Source organism: Amycolatopsis sp. NPDC059027, from assembly GCF_042739735.1.
Lineage (GTDB): Bacteria > Actinomycetota > Actinomycetes > Mycobacteriales > Pseudonocardiaceae > Amycolatopsis.
In genome coordinates this window covers 138,120-164,804 of record NZ_JBHYIK010000008.1, presented here as the reverse complement: position 1 = coordinate 164,804, position 26,685 = coordinate 138,120, and the positions used below count along the sequence as shown (strand labels likewise).

Sequence of the window (26,685 nt, the reverse complement as noted above, 5' to 3'; positions counted from 1 at the left end):
GGCCCGCGGGGCGCCGCGCGCGGCGGGAGTGTCGAGGGGGCTTGAGCGCCGGCGGGTGCCCGGCGCGGGCCCCCGCCGGGGGGGGGGGGGGGGACCGGCTGACCTGACTACTTCTTGGTGAGGTTCAGATCGAGCGTGTTGCCGTCACTCTTGGCGAACGCGCTGATCCAATCGTTGAGCTGACCACAGTTCTGCAGTGCGGACAGCGAGTAGGTACCGGTCAGCTTCCCGCCCTTGAGCAGGTCGAAGTCCGGGGCCGTCTTCATCTCGCTGGTCGAGGGGCTGACCGTGCCGCACTTCGGGTCGCTGCTGATCGGAATCCCGAAGACCTGCACCGAGGGCAGGAACACGTTGAACTTGATGTGTGCCTTGAACCCGGTGCCCTCGAGCTCACCGGTCTGCTGACCGACCTGCTCGACCTTGATGTCCGAGCCGCCCTGGATGAACCCGAACAGCTTGAAGTCGGTGTGCGACGGGTCGAGCTTCAGGTCACCGGTGAAGGTCTTCTTCGCGAGGTCCACGTCCGCGTCGAAGCCACCACCGATCGGCGCGGTGCTGCCGAGCGCCTTCAGCGCGGTCTGGCCCTTGATGCCGAAGGAGTACTTCAGCCCGCCCCCACCGGGAGTGCTGGTCGGCGGCGTCGTCGGCGGAGTGGTCGGCGGCGTCGTCGGGGGCGTGGTGGGCGGGGTGGTCGGCGGGGTGGTGGGAGGCGTGGTCCCGCCGCCGTCACCGATGGTGACCGTGGCCAGCGTGTTGTTCTGGCCTGGATCCTGCGTGCACGGCGCGTCGATGTTGCCGTCCGGCGTGATGCCGGTGACCGAGCCGTCGGCCTTGCGCGGCGTGACCTTCAGCTCCAGGTCGCCCACGGTGATCTTGGCCTCGCCGGGCTGGGTGAAGGTGAGCGACGGGGTCTTGCCGCTGGCGTCGAGCGTCATCTCACCCGAGGGCGGGATGTTTGCCTTCGGCACGTCGATCGGCACCTTGACCGGCAGGTTCAGGCTCGGCGCCGCGACCGCCGCACTCGCGATCGCCTGTCCCTCCAGGGTCGCCGCCCCGATCAGGTTGAGCCCGCTGACGGTGTCCGCGTTGATCGTGGCCTTCGCCTTGATGTCGAACGCTCCGGTCGGCTGCCCGGTCTTGACCGTCTTCGGCAGATCGGAGTTGATCACCACCTTCATCGCCTGGGAACCCACCAGGGGGTAGGTGCAGTGGTAGTTCAGGGTGAGCGAGACGGGGTCGGCGGCACTGGTCTGTGCCCCGACCACGAGTGCCGTGGCGACAAGCCCCGCGGCACCGGCAGCGGCGGCGGCGACCGCCCTCTTTGTTCCTCTTCGGTGACTCACAATCGTCCTTCCGTGGTATCAACGATGATACGAAACGGCGTATAATTCCCCATGTCGCCTGTAAACCAGACCCCGGGGAATTTTCCGGGTAGCGACGATGTCTGACGGATCGCAACCGAACAGTAAACTAACGACGGCACCTGGCGCCGATCAAGAGCTTCCCCGGAAAACTTGGTGCCCCTGCGGTAAATTGTCATCCGGGAACGTCGCCCAGCGAGGGTTCCTAGCAGGGGCAGGCGAGTTTCCCCAGCACAGCGCTCTCTGGAACGCTCACGAGAACCGCTGACGCGCGTAACAAAAACCCCCGGCGGAATTAGCTCGCGCATGCCAATCATCATTTCCCTGCTCTCATCGTGCACCGCTGCGCTTGCCCGGCGGAAGCCTTCGTGAGTAACCTCGCAGTTCGCACCCGTCGGTCACCGGCGACCGGCGCAGAATGCGCTGCCCGGCCGTGCGCCCCGCCGACTCCCTCCCTTCGAGAATTCGACGAGGACATCATGAAAAGAATGCGCCGCACGGCGTCGAGAATCGCGTTCGCCCCCGCGTCCGCCGTGGCCGTCGCGGTCCTGCTGACCGCCTGCGGGGCGTCGAAGCCCGCCGACGCGGGCCACCACGCCGATCCCGCCGCGCTCGCCTGGGCCGACAAGGTGTGCACCGGCGTGGCGGCGGGCTCGGCGAAGCTGTCCCAGCCACCCGCCCTCGACCCCGGCAACCCGCAGCGGTCCAAGGACGCGATGGTGGGGTTCCTGACCTCGCTCACCGCCGCGCTGGACGACATGGCCGGCGGCATCCGCGCCGCCGGTGTCCCGCCCGTCCCGGATGGACAGTCCGCGGTGGACAAGGCCACCACGACCCTCGGCGAAACCCGGTCGAAGGTGGCCGACACCAAGGCGAAGATGCAGGACGCGAAGGTCACCGACCAAGCGAGCCTGCAGAAGGTGATCGGCGAGGCCGACGGCACCATGAGCAAGCTGAGCGAGCCGGAGGGCCCGATCAAGGACCTCAAGGCCAACCCCGAACTGAACCTCGCCTTCGCCGAGTCCCCGACCTGCAAACGGGTCTACGGCAACGCCTGACCCGTCCCGTCCCCTTCCTGGAGGCCCGGCCGTGATCTCCTTCCCCCGTCCGTCCCGCAAGGCCCTCGCCGCCGTGCTGGCCGTCGTCCTCGCCACCGGCCTGGCGGCCCTGCTCGGCGCGACCCCGGCGAGTTCGGCCGTCCCGTCCGGCACGGCCGGGACCGGTCCGTTCGACGACACGTTCTACACCCCGCCCTCGCCGTTGCCCGCGGGCAAGCCAGGCGACGTCATCCGCTGGCGTGCCTCGAAAGCCGGGCCACGCAAGGATTCCGTCAACGCGTGGCAGGTGATGTACCTGTCCACCGACGCGCTCGGCAAGCCGGACGCGGTGACCGGGACGGTACTGGTGCCGAAGAACGCCGACCCGGCCTCCGCGCCAATCGTCGCCTTCGCGCCCGGCACACACGGGCCCGCGTTCAGCTGCACGCCGTCGTCGATGATCGACATCGGGGCGTTCTACGAGCAGCCCGGCCTCGACGACCTGCTCGACGCCGGATACGCCGTCGCCGTCACCGACTACGAGGGCTACCACCAGGATCCGAAGACGACGTACGTGGTCGGCAAGTCCGAAGGCCCCGCCGTCATCGACTCGGTCCGCGCGGCACAACGGCTGTCCGAAACGAAACTCTCCCCCAGCGCCAAGGTCCTCTTCCGCGGCTACTCCCAGGGTGGCGGCGCGGCGGCATGGGCCGGTCAGCTCCAGCCGTCCTACGCGCCGGAGCTGAACCTCGTCGGGGTCGCCGCCGGCGGGGTGCCCGCCGACCTCGTCCAGGTGACCCTGCAGCTGGACGGGAAGTTCGGCTTCGGAGTGATGGCCTACGCGCTCGTCGGCCTCGACAACGCCTACCCCGAGCTGAAACTCGACTCGTTCCTCAGCGACAACGGGCGCGCCAAGCTCAAGGAGATGCAGCAGAGCGCCTGCACGTTCGAGCTGCTCACGACGTACGCGAACCAGAAGATCGCCGACTACACCACCAGCGCGGGCTACGTGAAGCCGGAATGGGTGGCGCGGCTCAACGAGAACAAGCTCGGCGGCATGCCGATCAAGGCCCCGCTGTTCCTCTACCACGCCACGCAGGACCAGCTCGTCCAGTTCGGCCAGGGCGACGCGCTGCACAAGGCCTACTGCGCGGCCGGGGTCAAGGAAACCTGGAAGACCTACGAAAGCGACCACATCACCACGATCTACACCGGCAACGCCGACGTGCTCGCCTTCCTCAAGGACCGGGTCGCGGGCACGCCTGCGACCTCGAACTGCTGAGCCCGCGGTGCCGAGACCCGCATCCGTGTCCTCTGTGGACACATTGTCGTCCACAGAGGACACCGCGGAGCGCGGGACGCGCCTGCCCGGCGGTGGCGAGACCGGGAAGCTTCGGGAGCTTCTCCGGTTCGCCACCGTCGGGCTGGCCGCGTTCGGTGTCACGCTCGGGGTGAACTACGGCCTGAAACTCACCGTCCTGCAAGCGAAACCGGTGACCGCGCTGGCCATCGCGACCGTGGTGGCCACGGCGTTCGCCTACCTGCTGTCGCGCCGCTGGGCGTTCCACACCCGCGGTGGCAGGCGACGGGCGCACGAGGCCGTGCTGTTCTTCACGGTCAACGGGATCGCCGTGACGCTCAATCTGTGCCCACCACTGATCTCCCGGTACGTCCTGCGGCTGGAAGTGCCCGAGGTGAGCTTCACCGCGCAGGAGATCGCCGACTTCGTCAGCGGCATGCTGCTGGGCACCGCGGCCGGTTCGGCGTTCCGGTGGTGGGGCTACCGGCGCTGGGTCTTCCCGGTCGCGGGCGCCCGTCAGCCGGTGGTGCGCAAGCGTTCCGCGCGCAACGCGAGCTCGATCCGCAGCCGCTGATCCGGATCGTCCAGCCGGTCCCCGAACAGCTCGCCGAGCCGCCGGAGCCGGGCCCGCACCGTCTGCGGGTGCACGGCGAGCTGCCGGGCGATCTCGGGCGCGCTCCGCCGCGTCTGCACCAGGATCAGCAGCGTCGTGGCGAGTTCCTGGCGCTGCCGAGGCGGGAGCCCGGCGAACGGCGCCAGCACCTCCTCGACCAGTTGCTCCAGGAGGAACTCGTCCGCGAGCAGCAGCAGGGTGGTGAGGTGCTCGCCGCACCACAGCACCGGCCCGACGACGGTGATCAGTCCGCGCGCGGCCAGCTCCCCCGCGTGGCGGGCGATCCGGAACGATTCGGCGGCCCGCGAGAGCGGCACCGGCGGGCCCACCGCGGCCGACCAGCCCGCGGGCAGTTCCCGCAGCCCGCCCAGCTCGGCCTCGGGACAACCGGCCAGCGCGCCCGGCCGCTCGCCCGCGAGATCGGCGGGCGCCGTCGCGGGCAGCAGCCCCGCCGGCAACGCGGGAGCGCCGGGTGCGGCGCGGAACACGACGGCGGTGATCCGCTCCGGTGGCCGCCAGCCGATCGCGGTGGCCAGCGCGTCGACGTCGGCCCGAGCGTAGGCCGCTTCACCGGTCAGCAGCCGGAAGAGCCGGGCGCGCTGCTCGACGGGCCCGACAGCGCCGGACTCCGCCGCGTGGTAACCCTCGGTCAGCGCCATCGTCGCCTCGACGACATCGCCGAACAGCCCTTCCGCGGCGCCGTAGAGCACCTCACCGGACAGGCCGAGCTGACGGCCGGCGTCCGCGATCGAACGCCACAGCACCCGGCTCGCCACCCGGAACGCGGCCTGCGCCGCCTCCTTGCTCAGGCCCTGTTCGAAGGCGGCCCTGCCCTGCTCGCGGAACTCGGCGAGCGAGTCGTGCTGCAGCAGTTCCGGGACCCCGACCCGGTCGATGGCCCGTTCGATGCCACGCCGGGTGAGCTCGACGGCGCCCGCGCGCAGCGTGCTGTCGCCGAACACCTCGGCGCATTCGCCGATTTCGGCCACGACGTCCTCGACGCACCGGCGGGCTATCGCCGGGATGCGGGGCCGGATGACGTCGCCGAGTTCCCTCGGCAACCGCGCCCACAACGAACCCACGGGCCGCCCGCTCACGTGATCGCCCCGGGCCAGGAAAGTATGCCGACGATTTCGGGCCCCAATTCCTTCTCACCTCGGCGCCGCGGGGCGCCTCGAATGCACGGAGCGTAGAACCGATCGCTCGTCCGTGTCAAAATCCGATGCGACACAACGTCCGTATGTCACACATGAGTGCCGTCCGCGGATTTCGCAGACAATTGTTCGTCACGTTCCGGATGCGCTCGCCCGCGTCATCGAGTAGAAACACTCCTGGACCGGTTCCGGTGGTCCGATGCGCTCGAGCAATGAAGCTCGCGTCCCCCTTCGGCGAAATCACAGGTGGTCTTCGTGGTCGAGTACCGCAGCTTCCGCATGCTGGCGGCATTGCCGCGCCGGCTCGGCGACGAACTGCGGCCGCACACCGGCCACGCGGCGGCCGCGATGATCCAGGAGATCCAGCGTGCGGTCCCGGCGTTCTCGATGCCGTTGCGGGGCGTCTTCGGCCGTGTCGTGGTCGTCGCCGTCGAGCGCGCGGTGCAGCATTACGTCGACTGCATCGGCAACCCGGACATCTCCCACGACGGCTGGATCGCGTTCTACCGTGCACGGGGGCGGCAGGAGTTCGAGGAGGGCCGCGATCTCGATCCCCTGCAGGACAGCGCGACGATCGGCGCCCGCGCCGCGTGGCGCGCGATGCAGCCCGTCGTGCGCGGGCTCGACGTCCCGCCCGAGATCGTCGCACTCTCCGCCGAAGCCGTCTTCAGCTACGTCGACGAGCTGTGCGCCACGGCGGCCGAGGGCTATCTGGCCGCCAAGTCCGAGGCCGCGGGCGCCGTCCCGATCCGCCGCCGCAGGCTGCTGACGTTGATCGCGCGCGCACCGGAAACCTCCGCGAGCAGCATCACGAGCCTGGCGGCCGGGGCGGACTGGCGGCTCCCGGAGACCGCGGCCATGGTCGCGCTCGAACGGGCTCCCGGCGCACCCGCGTTCCCCGCGCACCTGCTGGGCGAGGCCGTCCTGCTCGACCTCGACGACACCGAGCCGTACCTGCTCACCGCCGATCCCGACGCCGATCTCGCCCCGCTGGAAGGCGCGATGACCGGGTGGCGGGCGGCTGTCTCCCCCGTCGTCCCGCTGGCGGACGCGCCCGCCGCGCTGCACACCGCCCGCCGCGCGCTGCGGTTGTCCGGCGAAGACGTGCCGGGCCCGATCATCTGGTGCCGGGACCACCTCGCGTCGTTGTGGCTGCTCGCCGAGGACTTCCTGGGCGCCGAACTGGCCAAGCAGAGCCTCGACCCGTTCGCCTCGCTCAGCGAAAAACAACGGGACCGGCTCAGCGAAACCCTGCTGGCCTGGCTGGAAACCCGTAGCGGAGCACCCGAGGTCGCCCAGCGCCTCGGCGTGCACCCGCAGACCGTGCGCAACCGTCTCCGGCAGCTGGAGCGGCTGTTCGGCGACCGGCTCAAGGACGCCGACGACCGGCTGGGCATGCAGCTCGCCCTGCGTGCCCAGCGGCTCATGCGCGCACACCGTCGCGACGAGGGGGAACCGGGGAGCTGACCGCTTCGGGCTCCCGAGCAGGCCGCCCGCTGCGTTGCGCGGGCACCTGGACCGTCGGCAGCACCCGTCGCCAGCCCCGGCCCCGGCGACGGCCGCGCGAGCGCGGGTAGTCGGGCCCGAAATGGAAACTCGCCCGGCAGGCCATCAGCCCGCGGCCGTCGTTCCGGCACGGCGCGTCGTCGCATCCATGCGTCTCTCCCGTACTGCCGGGGTGATGACGAACAGTTTCCTGAATACCGGGACGGCCGGAAATTGTCGATACACAATTGTTTGGCAGTGCCCGAATCTAGCATCCGCGTGCGGTCGCGGCGAAGCGTTGTTGTCACGCCGATCGCAACCGATTCGGCCTGCCCGCGGCAGGCTCCCGGAACAGGGCTTCCTTACGTTATTTTCACCCGGAGCGGAAAGGCGGCACATGGCACTCGACGTACACACCGTGACCCTGCACGGTCAGGAAATCCGGCTGCGGGAATACGTCCCGCCCCACCCCGCGGAGTCCCCGGACGACGACGTCCTGGTGCTGCTGCACGGCATTTCGGGCAGTGGCGAGACGTGGCTTCCCCTGCTGGAGCAGTTCGAACGGACCGGGTTCGGCCACCGCGTCCTCGTCCCCGACCTGCCGGGGCACGGCGATTCCGGCGCGCCGCGGGCCGACTACGGCCTCGGCGCGCTCGCGAGCGTGGTCCGGGACCTCCTCGCGATCACCGGGCACCGGCACGCCACGATCGCCGGGCACTCGCTCGGCGGCGGGATCGCGATGCAGTTCGCCTACCAGTTCCCCGAGATGTGCTCCCGGCTGGTCCTCGTGGGCAGCGCCGGCCTCGGCCCGCAGGTGACCCCGGTCCTGCGCGCGACCGCGTTGCCCGGGGCCCGCGCGACACTCACCGTGACCGTCAACCGGGTCACGGTGGCCGTCGCGCGTGCCTTCGCCGCGGCCTGCCGCAAGCTCGGTGGCCGCCTCTCACCGGAGACCAGGGAACTGACCCGGCATCTGTCCTCGCTGGCCGACCCTGGCCGCAGGCGCGCCTTCCTGTTCATCGCCCGTAGCCTCATCGACCTGCGGGGCCAGCGGGCGAGCGCGGTCGACAAGCTGTACCTCGCCGAGCAGGTGCCGACGCTCCTGGTGTGGGGCACGCGCGACCCGCTCATCCCGCTCGAGCACGCCAGAAGGACGGTCGCGGTGCTGCCGGACAGCCGCTTGACGGTGTTCGAAAATGCGAAACACTTTCCACATGTGGCCGATCCCGCCCGGTTCGGCCTGACGCTGGAGCGCTTCCTCGCCGAGACCACGCCCGCCCGGTTGAAGCTGGAGGAGGTCGTGGCCGTCCTCGTCGCCGCGAACCGCGTCGCACCCCTGGAAACGGCCCCGGAAAAGTTGTCACCCGGGCATCATCCTCAGCACCGCTAAATGTCACTCGCCACTGCTTCGAGCCACCCGTTCGGGTGTAGTCCGGACGGGTTACCTCAGCGGCTCCCGGAAGTCGTTGACAGTTCTCCTGGCCGGATTTTATGTTGCCTGAGCCACAAAATCTGGATCGGCTTCACCGTTGAAGAGGCTGATTTTGTTGCCAGCAAGGATAAAAACATGACCGACTTGGACACCGGGTTCTCGCGGCACGATCTGCGTACGGCACGGCCGGACCCGGACGTGCGGTACCCCGTCCCACCGCACCGGCCCGCTTCAGGACCCAGCACGCGGCCACGTGCCTTCACCCCGGCCCCGCGAACCCCTGTGGAGACCCGATCCGTGCGCAGCACCGGTGCGAATGGACTGTGGGCGTCCCTGCCGAGGGAACTGGGCGAGAAGTTCCGGCCACGGGTCGACCCGATGGCACGGGCCATCCTGCAGGAGGTGCAGCGAGCGGTACCCGAATACGCGCAGCCACTGGAGGGCGCGTTCGGCCAGATCATCACGCAGGGTATCCGTCAGGCGATCCTGCACTGCCTCGACAGCATCGGCGTCGGCACGGTCGCGCTCGACACCTGGACCACCGTCTTCCGCAATCTCGGCAAGGTCGAGTTCAACGAGGGCCGCAGCCTCGACTGCCTGCAGACGGCCTACCGCGTCGGCGGCCGGGTCGCCTGGCGGCACGTCTCGGAGTTCGGCCAGGCGATCGGCAGCGACGCGGACACGCTGTGCACCGCGGCGGAGGCCATTTTCGCTTACGTGGACGAGATTTCCGCCCTTTCCATCGAGGGCTACACGGCCGCGCAGGCACGGGCCGCGGGCACCAGGGCACGGCGGCGGCGCCGGCTGCTCGAACTCCTGCTCGCCGATCCGCCGTCCTCCCCGCAGTCGATCGCGGCGCAGGCCGCGAACGCGCAGTGGGCGACGCCCGCCGAGGTCACCGTGGTCGCGCTGGAACGGCGACAGGGGCCGCACGGCCCGGCCGCCCCCGACCTGCACGACGACGTCCTGGTCGATCTCGAAGGCGCCGAACCCTGCCTGGTCACCGGCGACCCCGGGGAGCATCTGAAGGACCTCGCCGAACGGCTGCCCGGCTGGCGTGCGGTGATCGGGCCCGCCGTCCGGCTCACCGACGCGCCGCGGTCGCTGCTGTGGGCCCGCCGCACGCTGCGGCTGGTCCAGCGCGGCGTCCTCCCGGACGTCCCGATCACGCGCTGCAGCGACCACCTGTCCACGCTGTGGCTGCTCGCCGACGAGTTCCTGGTCCGTGAGCTGTGTGCCCGCAGCCTCGCGCCGTTCGACGACCTCACCCCGAAACAGCGCGCCCGGCTCGGCGAGACACTGCTGATCTGGCTCCAGTCACGGGGCAGCGCGCCCGAGATCGCGAAGAAGCTCAAGGTCCACCCGCAGACCGTCCGGTACCGCATGCACCAGCTGATCGACCTGTTCGGCGACCGGCTGAACAACGCGGACGACCGGCTCGACATGGAAATCGCGCTGCGTGCGGAGGCCCTGCTCGCCACGGACTGAAGAAAGCGCTCGCACCGTGGGCGCCGCGCAGCACACTCCCCTACCGCACTCACTCACTCACAACACTCACTCACAACGAGGTGATGAGGTGACCCGACCGCAGGGTGGCCGCGGCGGCGTCGAGGCGACGTTCGGCCCCCTGCTCGGGCCCGCCCGCAACGCCGGGGACGGCACGCGCCTCGTCCAGCTGTGGGCACTGCTGCCGCGCGAGCTGGCGGCGGTGTTCCGGCCGGGCCTGCCCGACGTGGCCGGCGAGGTGGTCCGCGAAATCCAGCGGACCATCCCGGACTACGCGCGCCCGCTGGACGGCGCGTTCGGGAAGGCGCTGAAAACCGGCGTCCAGGCGGCGTTCCTGCAGTTCCTCGACCGGATCGGGAAGCCGGACACGCCCGCCGAGGATCGCAGGCAGGTGTTCGTCAAGCTGGGCGTGCACGAACACACCCAGGGCCGCAACGTCGATGTCCTCCAGGCCGCGTACCGGGTCGGCGCCAGGGTGACATGGCGGCGGATGGCCGAGACCGGGACCCGCGCCGGTGTGCCGTCGGCGACGCTGTGCCTGCTCGCGGAGGCCATCTTCGCCTACATCGACGAGCTGTCCGCGCTGTCCGTCGCCGGCCACGCGGAGGCGCGGGAGAAGGCCGCTGGCGCACTCGAACGCCGTCGTCATCGGCTGATGGAACTCCTGCTCACCGAGCCACCGTCACCGCCGGGCATGGTCACCGAGGCCGCCGAACTGGCCCGGTGGCGGCTGCCGGACCGGCTCGTCGCCGTCGCACTCGACCAGCCCGGCGACGAACCGCCCGCGGCCGCCGCGGACGCGCTGGCCGACCTCGAAAGCAGCGCGCCGTGCCTGGTGCTCCCGGCGCCGGAGGACCGGGAGCAGCTGGCCAGCGGCCTCACCGGCTGGCGGGCCGCGATCGGTCCCGCCGTTCCCCCCGTCCTCGCCGCGCGCTCCCTGCGTGCCGCGCGGGAAGCGCTCCGCCTCGTCGACGCCGGGGTCCTCGACGACGAACCGGTGACATGGTGCGACGCGCATCTTTCGCGGCTGTGGTTGTTCAAGGAACCGTTCCTCGCCGCGGAACTTTCCCGGCGACGGCTCGGCCCGCTCGCCGGGCTGACGGAGAAGCAGTACACCCGCCTCGCCGGTACTTTGCTGGCCTGGCTGGAAACGTGCGGCAACGTCCGCGAGGTCGCCGACCGGCTGGCCGTGCATCCGCAGACCGTCCGCTCCCGCGCGCAGGAACTGGAAGCGCTGTTCGCCGACCGCCTCCACGATCCGGAGCACCGCTTCGAAATGATCCTCGCCCTGCGCACCACCCCCTGACCGCGTGATTCCCGGCGGAGCCGGGATGGTGTCGCGAACGACGCGTTCGAGACGCTCATCGTCCCCAACGGAGCGTTCGCGACAAAGCAGCGGAGAGGCGGCGCCTGCACCAGCCCACCACTCGCTCCCCACACACGAGATCTCCGCTGAATCACGCGAGATCTCCACTCGATCACGCGAGAACTCCGTTACCACACAACGATTTACCGCCCGAATAGTCCTCTATGGACAGTCGCCGACAGGTTCACCGGTACGAGTGATGCCATCGCACAGGTGTTCGGCGTAGCGTCGAAGACATGATCAGTCCGAGCACCACCCCGTCCCCGCCCGACATCGCCGATGTCGCGGCGGCACTGTCCACCTACTGGATTCTCGAGGAGGAGATCGCCAAGGTACAAGCACGGCAGCTGCGCGCGCTGGAGGTGTATTCCCGGAGAGCCACATCGCGAAGAGCCGCCACCGCGGAGGTCGCGCGCACGCTGTCGCTGACGACAGCGGAGGCCGAGCGGAAGATCGCCCTCGCCCAAACCCTGGTGCGACGGCTGCCGGGCACGCTCGCCGCGATGGAACGCGGCGAGATCACCGAACACCAGGCCGCCGAGATCGCCGAAGCCATCACCCGTGCGGGAGGCCCGTCATGAGCGGGAGAGACGTCGTGAGGTCAGCCGCCCAGCTGCGGCGTCCTGGGTTCCCCCGGAGACCACGCGAGACGGGCGGCGTGCCGGACGTCGCGGCGCCACGCGACCTCGTCATCACCCGTATCCGCCCGCAGCTCGCACACCAGAGCGTCCACATCGGACTGGGGGTCCAGATCGACGAGGCCGACATGGAGACCGGGGTGTTCCAGCACGAGAACGCGAACGAGCCCCCGCAGGAAATCGAGCCCGGGTTCCTCCGCGCCGAGGTCGGTGACGGAGCGGGTCACGACGTAGAGCCGGGTACCGCGCGCCTGGCCCGTCTTCCTGATCAGATCGGTCACCGCGTGCATCAGCTCGCGGGCGTCGTCGGCGTCGCGGTAGGCGCCCGGCGGCCCGACCAGCAGCACGATCCCCCACACCGGGCGGGCGTCGGCGGCACGTTCGGCGAGCAGCCCCGGCAGTTCGGCGACGTCGTCCTTCGGCAGCGACAGCGCCTCGTCGCCGGTCGCGTCCAGGGCGATGGCCAGGGTGATGAGCCGTGCCAGGCTCAACGGATGCTCGTCGGTCAGCAGCAGCCACGACCTCGGCGCGGCCAGCGGTGCGTCCGGCAGGGGCACCTCCGGCCAGCACGTCTCGAAGGACCCCGGGGCGGGCGTTCCCGCGAGCGCTGCCCGGCCGAGCCGGTCCAGCTGCTCGGCGAGCCCGTGCTCGTCACCGTCCTCCGGCCGGTCGGCGTCCATTGCCCTCGCCCCCTGTCCGGTCATGCCGCGGCCAGCGCGGTGACCCGCCACCGGCCTCCGCTCCGCTCCGCGGTGACGCTCAGCTGCGCGGCACCGGTACTGCGCTGACCGTCCCCGCGGACACCGGTCTGGTCGAGGAATACCAGCAGCGAGGCGCGATCCCCGTCGAGCAGCTTCACCCCGGAGGTCACCGCCGCAGAGGTGACCACCAGCTTCTGCTCGGCGGCGAGCTTGCGGACCTGGGCGAACAGCTGGTCGTACTGCGCCAGCGCGGGCCCGGTCAGCACCTCCTTCGCGGCCTGCTCGCTCTTGCCGGGATCGTCGTAGCGATACGAGAAGATCGTGGCCAGTGCCTTGCCGACCTGGTCGTTCACCTCGGCGGTAGCGGCGACGTCGGCCAGCGCGGTGTTGTGGGAGACCACCGCCGTGGCGTCCCGCGCCTCGATCGCGAACCAGCCCGCGAGCGCGGCCATGACCACCGCCACCGCCCCGCACACGAGCGGCCATCGCCGACGCCGGACAGGTTCTGGCACCGAGTCGGGCGCCGATTCCGGTTCAGCGGCCGACTCCGCCTCGGCGAGGGGTTCCGCCTCGGACACGGCATCGTCGGGAACACCCTCGCGTTCCGTATCCGGCGCGTCCTCGGGTTCCGGTCCGGCGTGCGCGAGTGTCCGGCGGGCACTCCCCGCCACCTTCACCGCGCGCCTGCCCGGCTTCACGGCTCGTTTCGTGTGCATTCCCGTCCTCCGCGTCACGACTTGCCGACGTCAGACACCGGGACCTGGCCGAGCGCGGTGACCCGCCAGCCGTCCGGGGTTCGGTTCAGTTCGGCCTGGAACCGGTTGTGCTTGGTCACGGCGTCGCCGCCGTCGGGCCGCACCTGCAGTTCGACCGAGGCGATCACCTTGGCGGTGCCGGCGCCACTGTCCACTTCGGTCACCGCGGCGTCGGCCACCCGGCCGGTGGTCACGGTCTTCGCCTGGGCGATCCGGTCGAGACTGCCCTGTCTGTCCTGGGCCAGTTCGTCGTGCAGCGCGCCACCGGAGAGGTCCAGCCAGTGCTGGTAGCCCTGCGCGGCCTGCCGGTAGTCCAAAGTGGTCAGTGCGGCCACCGCCTGCCTGCCCGCGGCCAGCGCGTCCTCGCGCACGTTCGCCCGCGCGACACCGTCGTCGTGCCCGGCGTGCCACCAGGCGTAACCGAACCACGCGGCCAGCAGCGTCGCGAGCACCGCGGCCCCTGGCGCGAGCCAGCGTACGATCCGTGTCATCGCCTTCACTCCCTTCACCGGCCGCCGACCGGCGCGTTCTGCGAGCCGCGCACGTTCGTCGGATCACCCTTGGGCAGGGCGCATCGTGCAGCGGTGTTGAGCGGCCGCGCCGACGTGTCGAGCCCGTCGCGGTAGCCGGTGCCGTAGCCGGTGACGCACGGCGGCGGGTCGAAGAACGTCAGCGAAAGGCCGATGTGCGCGCCGTCGGGCCCGACGATCGCGTTGCCGGCGGCCACGGCCTTGGGCGCGGTGACGAGCAGTTGCTCGATGCCGTTCTGCCGGGACTCCAGCACATCCGCGGTGCTCAGCAGATTCGCCAGCAGGACACCGAGATTCGGCCCGGCCTCCCGCAGGAGCGTGCTGACCTCGTTCGCCGCCGACGGCACCGCCGGGATGAGCTTCCGCAGGTCACTGTCGGAGTTCTTGAGCGTCTCGGCGAGCAGCTTCGCGTTCGTACCGAAGCTCCGGATCGCCTCCGCCTGCTGGATCTGGGTGTCGAGCACCGTGTGCGCGTCGGTGACGAACGTCGTCAACGGTGCGACGTGCGCACTCGCCGCCTTGACGAACTCGATGCCCCGGCCCACGAGCTGATCCAGCGCCGGACCGGCGTCCGAGGTCGCGTTGTACAGCTCGTCCACCACGGTGCGCAGCGCCGGCTTCGGCACCGACGCGGCGAAGGAGTCCACACTGGACAGCACGACGTCCACCGGCAGCGGGATCTTCGTGTCGTCCTGGGTGATCACCGATCCGTCGTGCAGCATCAGGCCGTTGCCGCGGCGCGGGCGCAGGTCGACGTACTGCTCGCCGACGGCGGACCGGTCCGCGACCACCGCCTCGGTGTCGGCGGGGACCTGCGGGGTGCCCGGGTCGATGTTCAGGTCCACCTCCATCCCGGAGGCGATCAGCCGCAGGTCGCCGACGCGCCCGATCGGCACGCCGCGGTAGGTGACCTCGGCGTTGGTGAAGATCCCGCCACCACTGGTGAACCGCGCCTTGACGGTGTAGCCGCGGTCGAGCACCAGCTTGTCGAGCCCGGCGTAGGTCGCCCCGACGTAGGCGATACCGAGCACGGCGATGACCACGAACACCACCACCTGCGCCCGGACGAGCTTGGTCAGCATCAGCGGCCACCCTGTGCCTTGAAGTCGAGGAACCCGTTCAGGTAATCGCCGCGGATGGCGTCGAGCGCGGCGTCGGGGAACGGGTAGGTGAAGATCATCTCCATCGCCTTCGGCAGCTTGTCGCCGGAGTCGGCCAGCCGCCGCAGCATCGGCTCGAGCGCCTTGAGGTCGGCGACGAGGTCGTTCTTGCTGCGGTTGACGGTGTCGACCGCGACCGAGGTGAGGCCGTCCAACGACTTCAGCATCCCGACCAGCGCCTGGCGTTGCTGGTTGAGCACGTCGATGCCCGGCGTCAGCCCGTTGAGCGTCGTCTTGATCTTGTCGGTGTTCGCGTTCAACGTCCCGGCGAGTTTGTTGACGCTCTCGATCGCGCGGGTGATCTCGGACTTGTGCTCGTCGAGGCCACGCACGAAGGTGTCCAAACTGGACAGCAGGCTGCGCGCGGCGGTCTCCTTGCCGCCGAGCGCGTCGTTGAGCTGATGGCTGATGTTCTGGACCTGGGCGACACCACCGCCGTTGAGCAGCAACGAAAGCGCGCCGAAGACCTCTTCGATCTCCGGGGTCAGCGACGAGCGGTCGAGCGGGATGACCGCGCCGTCGACCAGCCGCCCGTGCGGGCTGGCGTCACCCGGCGCGGCGAGTTCGACGAACTTCTCGCCGAGGATGCTCGCCTGCCGCAGCCGCGCGACCGCGTTGGCGGGCAACCGCACGTCGCCGTTGAGCAGCAGGCCCACCACCGCGCTGCGGCCGTCCGGTGCCAGCTCGACCGTCCGCACCTGGCCGACCGGGACGTCGTTGACCTTGACCCCGGACTGCGGCACCAGGTCCAGCACGTTGGTGAAACTGGCCGTGACGTGGATCGGGTGTTCGCCGAGCGTGGCGCCGCCGGGCAGCGGGATGTCGTAGACGTCGACCCCGCCGCTGCAGCCCGTCGCGGCCAGCGCGACCACCAGCACGGCGGCGACCTTCAATGGACGTTTCATGCGATCGCCTCGCTCCGCGAGACAGTGTCGAATCCTTTTCGGCGCATGACATCCATGATTCGCTCGCAAGCGTCGCTCATTTCGCCCCCGAGAACTCGGTCAGGTTCCCGCGGCCGTCGATGGTCCCGTCCGCCTGGTTGTACGCGCCGAGCAGGTTCGTCAGCGCGTTCGGCGCGGTGTCGAGCGCTTCGCCCAGCGACGCCTTCTGCTGGGTGAGCACCTTGGTGATCTCGGCCAGTTTGTCCACATCGGACTTGACCTTGCCGCGGTTGTCCTTGATGAAGCCCTGCACCACGCCCAGCGCCTGGGTCAGCTCGTTGAGCGCTCCGGAGAACTGGTCCCGCTGGTCGGCGAGGATCTTGCTGAGCGAAGCGACCTGCTGGATCGCCTGTTTCACCTGGCCGTCGTTCGCGGCGAGCATGGCGGTGAACTTGCTGATGTTGTCGACGGAGTTGAACAGGTCGTCCTTGGAATCGCTCGCCGTGCGGGCGAACTCGCCGAGGTTCTTGATCGCCTGCCCCAGCGGCTTGCCGTTGCCGTCCATGTACTTCGCGGCGTTGGTCAGCACGTCGCTCACCGCGCCGTCCTTGTTGGCCCCCTGCGGCCCGAGCGCGGTCATCAGCTGGTGGAGGCTGCCCAGGAGCTGGTCGACCTCCACCGGCGTGGCCGTGCGCGCGGGCGGGATCCGGCCGCCCTCGCCCAGTTCCGGCCCATTCGTGTACACCGGCGTCAGCTGCACGTACCGGTCGGCGACGAGGCTCGGCGTGATCACGACGGCGCCGACATCGGCGGGCAGCTTCACGTCGGGACGCAGCGTCATGGTCACCTCGACGTCGGTGCCCTTCGGCTCGACCTTGGTCACCGAGCCGACCGCGACGCCGAGCACCCGGACGTCGGAGTTCGGGTAGATGCCGACCGCCGCGGTGAAGGACGCGATCAGCGTCCGGTCGGCGGGTTTCGTCACCAGCGGCCACACCGCGGTGACCAGCAGCCCGGCCACGACGACGACGGCGAGCCGCCGCAGCCAGGCTCGGCGGCGGTCCCGCGCGCCGAGATCGACGAGCATGAGATGGCGGGCCATCAGCGTCCCCCGTTCCTCGACGGCATGCAGCTGCCCGGTGTGGCGCCGGTCGGGACGAGCCCGCAGATGTAGGTGTCGATCCAGCGCCCGTTGCCGACCGCGTTGCCCAGCAGCCGGTAGAACGGCCCGGCCAGCCGCAGGCTGTCGTTGAGCTTGTCCTGGTTGCGCTGCAACACGGTCGCGACGCGGTCGAGCTGGTCCAGCGCGGGCCCGAGCGTCTTCTGGTTGTCCGCCACCAGCCCCTTGAGCTGCACCGCCAGGTTCTTCACCCCGCTGAACAGCTTCGCGATGGCGTCCTTGCGCGCGTTCAGCTCGGTGAGCAGGGTGTTCCCGTTGCGGATGAGCGACTCGATCTGCTGCGAGCGTTCGCCGAGGGTCTTGGACACCTTGTTCGTATTGGCGAACAGCTTCACCAGTTCGTCGTCGCGCGACGCGAGGGTCTTGGACAACGCGGTGATGCCGTCGAAGGCCGTCCGCACGTCCTGGGGTGCCGATGCGCCGAGCGTGCTCGACAACGTCCGGAACGCCTCGGCGAGCTGGTTCGTGTCGATCGCGCCGACGGTGCTGGCGAGGTCGTTGAACACCGCGGTGACGTCATACGGCGCCGACGTGCGCTCTGCCGGGATCGGCTGGTCGGGGTCGAGCTCGGCGTTGCCGACCGGGTCGAGCACGAGATTCTTCTGTCCCAGCAACGTCTTGATCTTGATCGAGGCAGTGGTCCGGTTGCCGATCCAGGTGTCCTTGACCCGGAAGAGCACCTTGACGTGGTCCCCGGCCAGCTGGACGTCGGTTACCTCGCCGACCTTCACCCCGGCCACGCGGACCTCGTCGTTGCTCTTGAGCCCGGCGGCCTCGTGGAACTCCGCCGCATACGTCGTCCCGCCGCCGACGAACGGCAGGTCGTCGGAAAAGAACGTCGCCGAGCCGAGGATCGCCATCAGCAACGCCGTCACGGCGCCGACCGCGATCGGGTTGCGCGCGCGGAAAGGCTTGATACGAGGCGCTTTCATCGGCACCTCCCCTGTGTGACCGGGATCCCGACGGGCGGGCCGCCCGGCGCGGGCGCCGCGTCGGAGCGCACCGAGCACAGGTAGAAGTTGAACCACGAGCCGTAGGACACCAGCGTGCCGATACGGTCGAGCTTCTTCGGCAGGTTCGCGATGAACTGCTCGAACACCGGGGTGTTGTCGGCGAGGTTCTTCGACAGGTCGCCCAGGGTGGTGATGCTGTCCTTGAGCGGCTGGCGACCCTCTTGCAGGAGGTTCGCGGTCGCGGTGCTCAGCTCGCCGAGACCGCCGATGGCCTGCCCGATCGGCTTCGCGTCCCCGGCGAGGCCGGTCACCAGCTGCGCCGTCGTGTCGACGAGCTTGTCGAACTGGTCGCCCTGGGAGTTGAGGGTGTCGAGCACGGTGTTGAGGTTCCCGATCACCTTGCCGATCACCTCGTCCTTGCCCGCCAGCGTGGAGGTCAGCGAGGCGGTGTGCTTGAGCAGGCTGTCGATCGTGGCGCCCTCGCCCTGCAGGACCTGGACGATCTCGAACGACAGCTGGTTGACGTCGTTCGGCGAAAGCGCCTGGAACAGCGGTTTGAACCCGTTGAACAACGCGGTGAGGTCCAGCGCGGGATGGGTGCGCTCGGGCGGGATCAGCGCGTCCTCGGGCAAGGTGGTCGAGGCGTCGGTTCCCCCGGGGTCCACCGCCAGGTACCGCTGCCCGACGAGGTTGCGGTAGCGGATGGTGACCGACGCCGCCGACCAGAGCCGGTGCTTCACGTCCACCGAGAACTTGACGTCCGCCAGCCGGTGCTCCACCACCGACACCGAGTCGACCTGGCCGATGCGCACGCCCGACATGCGGACCTCGTCCCCGGGGTTGACCGACGTCGCGTCGGTGAACCTCGCGGTGTAGCCGATCGTCGTGCCCACCCCGGAGTTCGCGATGGTGATCGCCAGGATCCCGGTGGCGACCGCGGTGATCACGAAGAAGATCAGGCCCTTGATGGCCGGGCCCACGACATTCCTCATTGGACGGTCACCTCCGTGCCCCGCAACGCGGGCCCGGCCAGGACGCTGCTCCAGTCCGGCACGTCCCCGGGCCGCATCCCGAGCGACGGCGCCAGGATCTCGGCGACCAGGCCCCGCTCGCCCGCCGAGTTCGCCGGGCCGAGATCACCGTCGGTGGCGAAGGCGGGCGCGGCCGAGGTGCCGCCTCCGCCATAACAGCGCGGGCCACCCTTCTGGTTGTAGACCGGGTTGTCCCGGCCGGGCACGTATTTGTCCCTGGGGTCGTGGACCGACAGCTTCACGTGCAGGCCCGGTTCGTTCGTGCCCTTCCCCAATGCCTTCTCCATCACCGGTTTCAGCCGGTTCACCGCGTCGAACATGCACGGGAACTCCGGGGAATACCGCGAAAGCAGCTCCAGCGTCGGCCTGCTCTTGACGCTGACCCCGATGATGTTGTCCTTGTTCTTCACCAGGAACCCGTTCAGGTCGCCGGAAGCGGTGGTGACGCTCGTGTACAGCGCGTCGAGGTCGGCGCGAGTGTCCACAATGGTCTTTGCGGTGGTGGAAAGGTCGGACAGCGCTTGCAGGATGTCCGGCGCCGCGCCGGTGTAGAGGTCCGCGGCGTCGGCGAGGCCGGTGACGTCGGCCTTGAACTGCGGCATCAGCGGATTCACCTTCCCCAGCAGATCGCCCAGCTGGACTATGCTGTCCCCCAACGGTTTCCCGCGGTTGTCCAGCGCCTGCGAGATCGCTCCGAGCGAGCTGTTGAGCTTCTGCGGCTGCACCGCGCGCAGCAGTGGCAGCAGGTCGCCGAGCACCCGCTCCAGCTCGATCGCGTTGGCGGAATGGTCCTGGACGATGACGTCACCGGACCGCAGCGGGCCGCCCGTGGGCTGGTCCGGCAGCACGAGGTTGACGTACCGCTCGCCGAACACCGTCTTCGGCAGCAGCCGCGCGGAAACGTTCCGCGGCAGCTGATCGATCTTCGCGGGGTCGATCGCGAGGTCGATCTCGGCTCCGGCCGCGCTGCTGCGCACCGCCCGCACCTCGCCGAACGGCACGCCCTTGACCTTCACCTCCGCGGGCGGGGCCAGCTGGTTGCCGACCCGGTCGGTCTTGAGCGTGACCAGCTCGACGCGCTCGAAGTCCTTGTTGTAGACCGCGACCGCGAACCAGCCGAGCAGCACCAGGATGACGAGGAAGGCCACCCCGGCGGTCTGGGTCCGGAACCGCCTGCTCATCCGGACACCTTCACCGTCGTGGTGGAACCCCAGATCGCCAGGCTGAGGAACAGGTCCAGCACGCTGATGAGCACGATCGACGTCCGCACCGCGCGGCCGACCGCGACGCCGACCCCGGCGGGACCACCGGAGGCGCGGTAGCCGTAGAAGCAGTGCGTGAGGATGACGCCGACGCTGAACACCAGCACCTTCCCGAACGACCACAGGACGTCACCCGGGGGCAGGAACAGCGTGAAGTAGTGGTCGTAGGTGCCGCCGGACTGGCCGAAGAACACGACCGTGGTCACCCGCGAACCGAGGTAGGAGATCAGCAGGCCGATGACGTACAGCGGGATGATCGCGATGAACCCCGCGACGATCCGGGTGGTGACCAGGTACGGCATGCTGCGCACCGCCATCACCTCGAGCGCGTCGATCTCCTCGGAGATCCGCATCGCGCCCAGCTGCGCGGTGAACCCGGCCCCGACCGTCGCGGACAGCGCGAGCCCCGCCGACAGCGGTGCGATCTCCCTGGTGTTGAAGTACGCGGTCAGGAAGCCGGTCATCGCGGAGATGTTGATCTGGTTCAGCGCGCTGAACCCCTGCAGGCCCACCGTGATCCCGGTGAACACGCACAGGCCGACCATCACGCCGACGGTGCCGCCGATGACCGCGAGCGCGCCGCTGCCGAAGGTGACCTCGGCCAGCAGCCGCACCACCTCACGGAAGTAGCGGGTCACCGCCATCGGGGTGGCGGCGAGCGCGCGGACGTAGAACAGCAGCTGGTCGCCGAGCTCGTAGAGGCTGTTGCCGGGACGTTTGAGCGCGTCTCGGGCGCGTTCGGGAACGCTGGTCACGGATTCAGGTTCCCTTCGCCGGGACGAGCTGCAGGTACAGCGCGGTAAGGATGGTGTTGACGAAGAACAGCAGCAGGAACGTGATCACCACCGACTGGTTGACGACGTCGCCGACCCCCTTCGGCCCGCCCTTCGGGTTGAGCCCCCGGTAGGAGGCCACCACGCCGGCGAGGAAACCGAAGATGAACGCCTTGATCGTGCTGACCGCCAGGTCGGGCAACTGGGCCAGCGCGTTGAAGCTGGCCAGATACGCGCCAGGGGTCCCGCCCTGCACCACGACGTTGAAGAAGTAGCCGCCGAGCACACCGACGACGCTGACCAAACCGTTGAGCAGCACCGAAACCCCGATGGCGGCCTGGACCCTCGGCACGATGAGGCGGTGGATCGGCGAGACGCCGAGCACCTCCATCGCGTCGATCTCCTCGCGGATGGTGCGGGCGCCGAGATCGGCGCAGATCGCGCTGCCGCCCGCGCCGGAGATGATCAGCGTCGTCACGATCGGGCTCGCCTGCTGCACGACGGCGAGCACGCTGGCCGCGCCGTTGAACTGCTGGGCGCCGATCTGGCTGGTCAGCGAGCCGAGCTGGAGCGAAAGGACCGCGCCGAACGGGATCGAGACCAGGATCGCCGGCGTGATCGAGACGCTGGCGATGAACCAGAACTGCTGGATGAACTCGCGGATCTGCACCGGGCGCCGGAACATCGCGAGGATGACGTCGAGGCCCATCGCGCACATCCGGCCGAATTCGCGGAGCGCGTTCGCGGCCTTTTCCGGTGCGCGGGCGAGCAGGGTGACTGGGCTCGTCATCTCAGCTCCCGCATCCGCTGGGAGGAGCGCCGGAGCCGATACAGCGCAGCTTGAGGTTCGTCACCAGGGTGTTGCCGGGCCCCGCGACGAGGCCGGTGAGCAACGGGCTGAGGTCCTCACGGACGCCACAGCCCGCGAACGGCGGTGTCGCGAAGGTCGTGGTGACCTTGACCGGTGGCGGGTTGTTCGCCTGCAACGGCAGGAGCGACTTGATCGTCACGGACGCGGGCTGCGCGGTACGGCAGTTCGGGCCGACGTCGAGGACCCTGCCGTCCACCTTGACGTTCGACAGCTTGCCGGTGATCGGCGCCCGGCCGGACGAACCGAGAATCGCGCCGTCGAACCGGCCCTGCGGAAAGACGATATCGGAACCCAGCTTCGCGACGTGGCTTGTGGTCGGCTGCTGCTCGTCCCCCACGGAGAAGCCGAACTGCATACGGAACTCGGAAGGGGCGGGCGTCTGCTGCGCCGCGGGCGCCGGGCCGGGCGCGGGATCGGCGGAGGACGCGGAAGCCAGCGACAGCGTGATCAGCCCCAGCACCGCCGGGAACAGGAAAGCGCGCGAAACGCGCCCTATCAACGCTGACATTCGGGCTTCCTCACTTCGAATTCCCCGGCCGATCGGCCACTGGACAGCACGGTACTGGCGGGCCAGCACGGAAACAAGGAATACCGAAACTTCGCCGAAGAAAGGGTTTTTCTTGTTATCCGACTGACTGTTCGGGAGTACTCCCCTCTCGTGCTGGATCACAACTTTTGGCTGCTTCCGACGCCGGAAAGGCCGCCACGAGTGCGCCGGGAGCACACGCAGCTGCCTTCGGCGTTCCCGAACTGCCGCAGGAGACTCACTTCTACGTCGGCCTGCCACCGGCAGCCGAGTCCGCAGGACCGGCGACGTCCACCTCGAACGTGATCGGACCGGCTGTCTTCCCCGCCACCGCGTCGTCGTCGGGCAGGCCGGTGCCGATCTTCACCACGAGGGTCTGCGCGCCGATCAACGGGAACGCGCAGGTGCACTTCAGCGTCAGCGACTCCGCGTGACCCGGCGCTGCCACGACGATGCCCAGGGCTGCCGCGACCACGACCGCGAGCGCGTGGAAGGGTCTTTTCGACTTCGGCGAGAACTTCACATCGGTCACTCCCGGAAAACAAAGTACCTCCGGTACCACACCCCGGCAATCGCCCCCGGAGCTTTTGTCACGCCGGTCAGTGCCCCGTGCGGCGAAACTGTCATCCGGAGCCCGTCGCGGTTCTTGTGATGCGCATACGGAGATCGCGCCCCGGAATTGTCACGCGGGTCGCCAGTACGTGGGAATTCATTGCGGACACACCGAACCGCTGGGTACTTTCGGCCGAACCGAACCAGGGAGCGGCGATGGAGCAGGCTGCCATCGAGGTGACCGGCCTCGCCAAGAAGTACGGGGAAGTGACCGCCCTCGCCGACGTCAGCCTGCGGGTCGGGCGCGGCACCGTGCTCGCCGTCCTCGGCCACAACGGCGCCGGGAAGACCACGCTCGTCGACATCCTCAGCACCCGGACCCGGCCCAGCGGCGGCAGCGCGCGAGTGTGCGGTTTCGACGTCGTGCGCGCCGGGCGGCAGGTGCGGAAACGGATCGGGGTCACCGGCCAGTTCGCCGCGGTGGACGACGCCCTGTCCGGCCGGGGCAACCTCGAACTCGTCGCCCGGCTGCTGGGTGCGAACCCGCGTCAGGCCCGCGCCCGCTCCGCCGAACTGCTCGCCGCGTTCGGTCTGGAGGACGCGGCGAACCGCCCGGCGAAGACGTACTCCGGCGGGATGCGGCGCCGTCTCGATCTCGCGGCCGGCCTCGTCGGCGACCCGGAAGTCCTCTTCCTGGACGAGCCGACCACCGGGCTCGACCCACTCAGCCGCGCCGGGCTGTGGAGCACCGTCGAGCGGCTCGCCGCGCGGGGCACCACCGTCGTGCTCACCACGCAGTACCTCGAGGAAGCCGACCGGCTCGCCGATCACGTCGTCGTCCTGGGCCTGGGCCACGTCACGATTTCCGGACGCCCGGCGCAGCTGAAGGCCCGCCTCGGCGAGCGGACCGCGACCCTGACCTTCGGCACCGACCTCGCGGCCCGCCGCGCGCTGGCCGCGGTGAGCAAACTGGGCCTGCGCTGCACCAGTGCCGCGTCCGGCCTGGTGCTCGGCGTCGCGCTGTCCGGCCCGGCCGACGTGCCGGTGCTCGTCCGCGCCCTCGACGCGGCCGGTGCGCCGCTGCGGGATCTCACCGTCGCCGAGCCGACACTGGACGACGTCTACCTTTCCCTGCACCAGAATCCGGCGGTACCGTCATGACCGAGGCACGGCACCGGGCCACCTCGCGTCTCGTGCTGACGAATCCCGCGGCCTGGCCGGACAGCGGTTTCGGCACCCAGGTCCGGGTGCTCGCCGCCCGATCGCTGCGGACCGCGTTCGGCGACCGGCGGCTGGTGTTCTTCGGGCTCCTGCAGCCGATCGTGCTACTTTTGTTGTTCAGCCAGGTTTTCAGCGGGGTCAGCACGCTCCCCGGCGTCGCGGCCTACCAGGGCTACGTGAACTTCCTCGTCCCGGCCACCCTGGTGAACATCGCGATGACCACGGCGATGAGCTCGGGCGCCGGCCTGCTCGCGGAGATCTACAGTGGTTTCACCGGACGGCTGCGCTGTCTGCCCATCAGCCTTTCGGCCGTGCTGGTCGCCCGCACCATCGCCGATTCCGCACGGCTCGGCGTCCAGCTGCTGGTGACCGTCGTCGCGAGCGTGGCCCTGCTCGGTTTCCGGCCGACCGGCGGAATACTCGGCGTCACCGCGGCGCTGGTGCTGACCCTGGTCGTCGGCTGGTGCCTGAGCTGGGTGTTCGTCGCGATCACGACCTGGCTGCGCAAGGCGGAGACGCTGCAGATGGCGTCCTTTGTGGTCATGTTCCCGCTGATGTTCTCCTCCAGCGCCTACATGCCGCTCGACACGATGCCCGGCTGGCTGCGCGTGATCTCCGCGGTCAACCCGCTCACCTACGCCATCGACGCGACGCGGGCGCTCGCACTGGGCAGGCCTTCGGGCTGGTCGATCCCGATCGCGCTGGGTATCGGGGCGGTCGCGGCGGTGGCGGGCGGCTGGGTCGCGGCGCGCACGTTCCGCTCGTCACGCGGTGCGATCCTGCCTTAGCGTCAGGGCTCCCCATGCGTCACGAGATGCGGCTTCCCGAAGCCGGAGCCTGCCGATGATCGAACGTTAGTATCCACAAAGGACAGAAATCGAAGCGAAGAAGCAGCCTCGATGTCCCGACACTCACCGTGTCCATCTTGGGCGAGATGGACACGGGATAGCTAGATCCCTTATATAACAAGGAAAATTGCGCCGTGCAGGTTCACCCGATCGATAGCACACATGTTCGATCAGGCGGCGTATCGTGGAGGTATGTCAGTCGACAGCAGCACCTCCGCAACGCGCACCGAGTGGTGGCGCGTCGATGTCGGCTGCCTGCTGACACGGCTCTTGGAGTCCGAGTGTGTGCAGCGGCGTGAAGCCGCTGTGCAGGGCGAGGTGATGGCCGAGCTGGAACGACGCGGGATCCGCGATACCACCGGGTACGGAAGCCTTGTCCGTCTGTTGCAGGAGACGTTGAACATCCCCTACGCGGAAGCGAAAGCACGCGCGACACGGGCGCTCGCGTTGAACGGCACCCGCGATCTCACCAGCGGTGAACAGCCACCTGCGGCGCCCGCGACCGCACAGGCCGCCGCCGAAGGTATAGTCGGCGCCGCCCAGATCGACGAAATCCTGCGCGTCCTCGACAAACTCCCCAAGACAGTCCCGGCGGAGCAACGGGAGCAGGCGGAGAAGATCCTCGCCGAACTGGCCCGCGCCGCCGGACCCCGGGAGATCCGTGCCGCCGGGCGGCGTTTGTTGAGTCAGCTTGATCCGGACGGTCGGGAGCCGAAGACCCGGGAGCCGAAACCATTCCAGCCCGAGTTCTCCATCGCCCCGCACCGGGATGGCGGGCACCAGATCAAGGCCCGGGTGGACGACGAGACCTCCGCACGCCTGCAAGCCATGCTCGACCCACTCGCGAAACCACGGCCCGCCACCGAAGAAGAGGGACGCGATACCCGAACCCAGTGGGAACGACGCGGGTGTGCGTTCTCCGAGCTGGTGCGGATGTGGACCGAACACCCCGACCTGCCCACGCAGGCCGGAGAAGCCACCCACATTGTCGTGACGGTCGGACTCAAGGAACTGCGGACCGGGATCGGACAGGCCACTCTTGATCTGCTCGGCGAGATCACCGCGTCCGAAGCACGACGCCTGGCATGCGACGCCAAGATCATCCCCATGGTCCTGGGGACGCACGGCGAACCCCTCGATGTCGGCAGGGCCCAGCGCCTGGCCACCCCAGCGATCCGACGGGCCTTGATCCGCCGCGACGGCGGCTGCGCCTTCCCCGGCTGCGATGTCCCCGCCTACCGTTGCACACCGCACCACGTGACCTACTGGGCACATCACGGTGAGACCAAAGTGGACAATCTCGTGCTCTTATGTTCCGTCCACCACAAGGTAATCCACCACTCCCCATGGGAAGTCCGCATCACCAGCGACGGACTACCCGAGTTCGTGCCACCCGCCTGGCTCGACGCCACCCGCACACCCCGACGCAACACCATCCACCTCAGAACCTGAGCCTCCGGAGGGATTCCTCGTAACGGGTGACTACTCGCCAATTACCTCGATCGCGCCGCTTAGCACGCCGCAAAGGCCCCTTCACGACATACTT

The 26,685-nt window shown here is 69.4% G+C and carries 26 protein-coding genes; 11 read left to right on the top strand and 15 right to left on the bottom strand.

The genetic code is table 11. The features are described from left to right. Nucleotides 1-107 precede the first annotated feature (107 nt). Nucleotides 108-1,343, bottom strand: a complete 1,236-nt coding sequence (locus ACFWY9_RS08250) for a DUF6801 domain-containing protein (RefSeq protein WP_378330579.1) — start codon at nt 1,341-1,343, stop codon at nt 108-110. 497 nt (nt 1,344-1,840) lie between these two features. On the opposite strand from ACFWY9_RS08250, the gene ACFWY9_RS08245 reads away from it, so the two are divergent. The 3 genes from ACFWY9_RS08245 to ACFWY9_RS08235 all read left to right on the top strand — a co-directional run bounded on the left by ACFWY9_RS08245 (nt 1,841) and on the right by ACFWY9_RS08235 (nt 4,272). Beyond that, the gene (locus tag ACFWY9_RS08245) at nt 1,841-2,419 is read left to right on the top strand and encodes a hypothetical protein (RefSeq protein WP_378338490.1); all 579 of its coding nucleotides are present in this window, start codon (nt 1,841-1,843) and stop codon (nt 2,417-2,419) included. Nucleotides 2,420-2,450: 31 nt separating this feature from the next. Next, nucleotides 2,451-3,680 (top strand): lipase family protein, encoded by a 1,230-nt coding sequence (locus ACFWY9_RS08240; RefSeq protein WP_378330577.1) that lies wholly within the window; start codon nt 2,451-2,453, stop codon nt 3,678-3,680. An 82-nt stretch (nt 3,681-3,762) separates the two neighbouring features. Beyond that, complete coding sequence (locus ACFWY9_RS08235) at nt 3,763-4,272, top strand: GtrA family protein (RefSeq protein ID WP_378338505.1); 510 nt, start codon at nt 3,763-3,765, stop codon at nt 4,270-4,272. On the opposite strand, the gene ACFWY9_RS08230 is transcribed toward ACFWY9_RS08235, so the two are convergent. Next, entirely contained in the window at nt 4,215-5,408 is a 1,194-nt protein-coding gene (locus ACFWY9_RS08230; RefSeq protein ID WP_378338489.1) for a helix-turn-helix domain-containing protein, read from the bottom strand. The genes ACFWY9_RS08235 and ACFWY9_RS08230 overlap by 58 nt on opposite strands. Before the next feature lie 303 nt (nt 5,409-5,711). Between ACFWY9_RS08230 and ACFWY9_RS08225 the strand changes: the two genes are divergently transcribed. From ACFWY9_RS08225 to ACFWY9_RS08205, 5 genes are all read left to right on the top strand, one after another. After that, on the top strand, nt 5,712-6,932 hold the full coding sequence (locus ACFWY9_RS08225) for a PucR family transcriptional regulator (protein ID WP_378338488.1): 1,221 nt from the start codon (nt 5,712-5,714) through the stop codon (nt 6,930-6,932). 415 nt (nt 6,933-7,347) lie between these two features. Beyond that, the gene (locus ACFWY9_RS08220; RefSeq protein ID WP_378338487.1) at nt 7,348-8,340 is read left to right on the top strand and encodes an alpha/beta fold hydrolase; all 993 of its coding nucleotides are present in this window, start codon (nt 7,348-7,350) and stop codon (nt 8,338-8,340) included. A 339-nt stretch (nt 8,341-8,679) separates the two neighbouring features. Next, nucleotides 8,680-9,870: a helix-turn-helix domain-containing protein gene (locus ACFWY9_RS08215; RefSeq protein WP_378330581.1), complete on the top strand. Its 1,191-nt coding sequence runs from the start codon at nt 8,680-8,682 to the stop codon at nt 9,868-9,870. An 88-nt stretch (nt 9,871-9,958) separates the two neighbouring features. Continuing rightward, nucleotides 9,959-11,194 (top strand): PucR family transcriptional regulator, encoded by a 1,236-nt coding sequence (locus ACFWY9_RS08210; protein ID WP_378338486.1) that lies wholly within the window; start codon nt 9,959-9,961, stop codon nt 11,192-11,194. A 296-nt stretch (nt 11,195-11,490) separates the two neighbouring features. Next, nucleotides 11,491-11,835, top strand: a complete 345-nt coding sequence (locus tag ACFWY9_RS08205; RefSeq protein ID WP_378338485.1) for a DUF222 domain-containing protein — start codon at nt 11,491-11,493, stop codon at nt 11,833-11,835. A 20-nt stretch (nt 11,836-11,855) separates the two neighbouring features. Here ACFWY9_RS08205 and ACFWY9_RS08200 read toward each other — a convergent pair whose 3' ends face one another. The 13 genes from ACFWY9_RS08200 to ACFWY9_RS08140 all read right to left on the bottom strand — a co-directional run bounded on the left by ACFWY9_RS08200 (nt 11,856) and on the right by ACFWY9_RS08140 (nt 23,050). Next, nucleotides 11,856-12,572, bottom strand: a complete 717-nt coding sequence (locus tag ACFWY9_RS08200; protein WP_378338484.1) for a hypothetical protein — start codon at nt 12,570-12,572, stop codon at nt 11,856-11,858. A gap of 20 nt (nt 12,573-12,592) precedes the next feature. After that, nucleotides 12,593-13,309 (bottom strand): hypothetical protein, encoded by a 717-nt coding sequence (locus ACFWY9_RS08195; protein ID WP_378338483.1) that lies wholly within the window; start codon nt 13,307-13,309, stop codon nt 12,593-12,595. Between the two features lie 14 nt (nt 13,310-13,323). Further along, nucleotides 13,324-13,839, bottom strand: a complete 516-nt coding sequence (locus ACFWY9_RS08190; protein ID WP_378330569.1) for a hypothetical protein — start codon at nt 13,837-13,839, stop codon at nt 13,324-13,326. A gap of 14 nt (nt 13,840-13,853) precedes the next feature. Continuing rightward, nucleotides 13,854-14,960, bottom strand: a complete 1,107-nt coding sequence (locus tag ACFWY9_RS08185) for an MCE family protein (protein ID WP_378338482.1) — start codon at nt 14,958-14,960, stop codon at nt 13,854-13,856. Further along, nucleotides 14,960-15,943 (bottom strand): MCE family protein, encoded by a 984-nt coding sequence (locus ACFWY9_RS08180; RefSeq protein ID WP_378338481.1) that lies wholly within the window; start codon nt 15,941-15,943, stop codon nt 14,960-14,962. Before ACFWY9_RS08180 ends, ACFWY9_RS08185 begins: the two co-directional genes overlap by 1 nt. Nucleotides 15,944-16,019: 76 nt before the next feature. Continuing rightward, nucleotides 16,020-17,024, bottom strand: coding sequence for an MCE family protein (locus ACFWY9_RS08175; protein ID WP_378338480.1), 1,005 nt, complete (start codon nt 17,022-17,024; stop codon nt 16,020-16,022). Beyond that, a complete protein-coding gene (locus ACFWY9_RS08170; RefSeq protein ID WP_378330565.1) occupies nt 17,024-18,034 on the bottom strand; it encodes an MCE family protein in 1,011 nt (336 codons plus the stop codon). Before ACFWY9_RS08170 ends, ACFWY9_RS08175 begins: the two co-directional genes overlap by 1 nt. After that, entirely contained in the window at nt 18,031-19,047 is a 1,017-nt protein-coding gene (locus ACFWY9_RS08165; RefSeq protein ID WP_378330564.1) for an MCE family protein, read from the bottom strand. The genes ACFWY9_RS08170 and ACFWY9_RS08165 overlap by 4 nt, the downstream gene beginning before the upstream one ends. After that, a complete protein-coding gene (locus ACFWY9_RS08160) occupies nt 19,044-20,267 on the bottom strand; it encodes an MCE family protein (RefSeq protein WP_378338479.1) in 1,224 nt (407 codons plus the stop codon). The genes ACFWY9_RS08165 and ACFWY9_RS08160 overlap by 4 nt, the downstream gene beginning before the upstream one ends. Beyond that, a complete protein-coding gene (locus ACFWY9_RS08155; protein WP_378330562.1) occupies nt 20,264-21,103 on the bottom strand; it encodes an MlaE family ABC transporter permease in 840 nt (279 codons plus the stop codon). The genes ACFWY9_RS08160 and ACFWY9_RS08155 overlap by 4 nt, the downstream gene beginning before the upstream one ends. A 4-nt stretch (nt 21,104-21,107) precedes the next feature. Further along, nucleotides 21,108-21,911, bottom strand: coding sequence for an MlaE family ABC transporter permease (locus ACFWY9_RS08150; protein WP_378338478.1), 804 nt, complete (start codon nt 21,909-21,911; stop codon nt 21,108-21,110). A gap of 1 nt (nt 21,912) precedes the next feature. Next, entirely contained in the window at nt 21,913-22,500 is a 588-nt protein-coding gene (locus ACFWY9_RS08145) for a hypothetical protein (protein ID WP_378338477.1), read from the bottom strand. A gap of 262 nt (nt 22,501-22,762) precedes the next feature. Then, nucleotides 22,763-23,050 carry a hypothetical protein gene (locus tag ACFWY9_RS08140; RefSeq protein WP_378330559.1) on the bottom strand — a complete coding sequence of 96 codons (288 nt, stop codon included), beginning with the start codon at nt 23,048-23,050 and terminating at the stop codon, nt 22,763-22,765. A gap of 236 nt (nt 23,051-23,286) precedes the next feature. Here ACFWY9_RS08140 and ACFWY9_RS08135 point away from each other — a divergent pair, with 236 nt between their 5' ends. The 3 genes from ACFWY9_RS08135 to ACFWY9_RS08125 all read left to right on the top strand — a co-directional run bounded on the left by ACFWY9_RS08135 (nt 23,287) and on the right by ACFWY9_RS08125 (nt 26,591). Continuing rightward, entirely contained in the window at nt 23,287-24,231 is a 945-nt protein-coding gene (locus ACFWY9_RS08135; protein WP_378330558.1) for an ATP-binding cassette domain-containing protein, read from the top strand. After that, nucleotides 24,228-25,079, top strand: coding sequence for an ABC transporter permease (locus tag ACFWY9_RS08130; protein ID WP_378330557.1), 852 nt, complete (start codon nt 24,228-24,230; stop codon nt 25,077-25,079). Before ACFWY9_RS08135 ends, ACFWY9_RS08130 begins: the two co-directional genes overlap by 4 nt. 252 nt (nt 25,080-25,331) lie before the next feature. Next, the gene (locus tag ACFWY9_RS08125; protein WP_378338476.1) at nt 25,332-26,591 is read left to right on the top strand and encodes a DUF222 domain-containing protein; all 1,260 of its coding nucleotides are present in this window, start codon (nt 25,332-25,334) and stop codon (nt 26,589-26,591) included. Nucleotides 26,592-26,685: the final 94 nt, after the last annotated feature.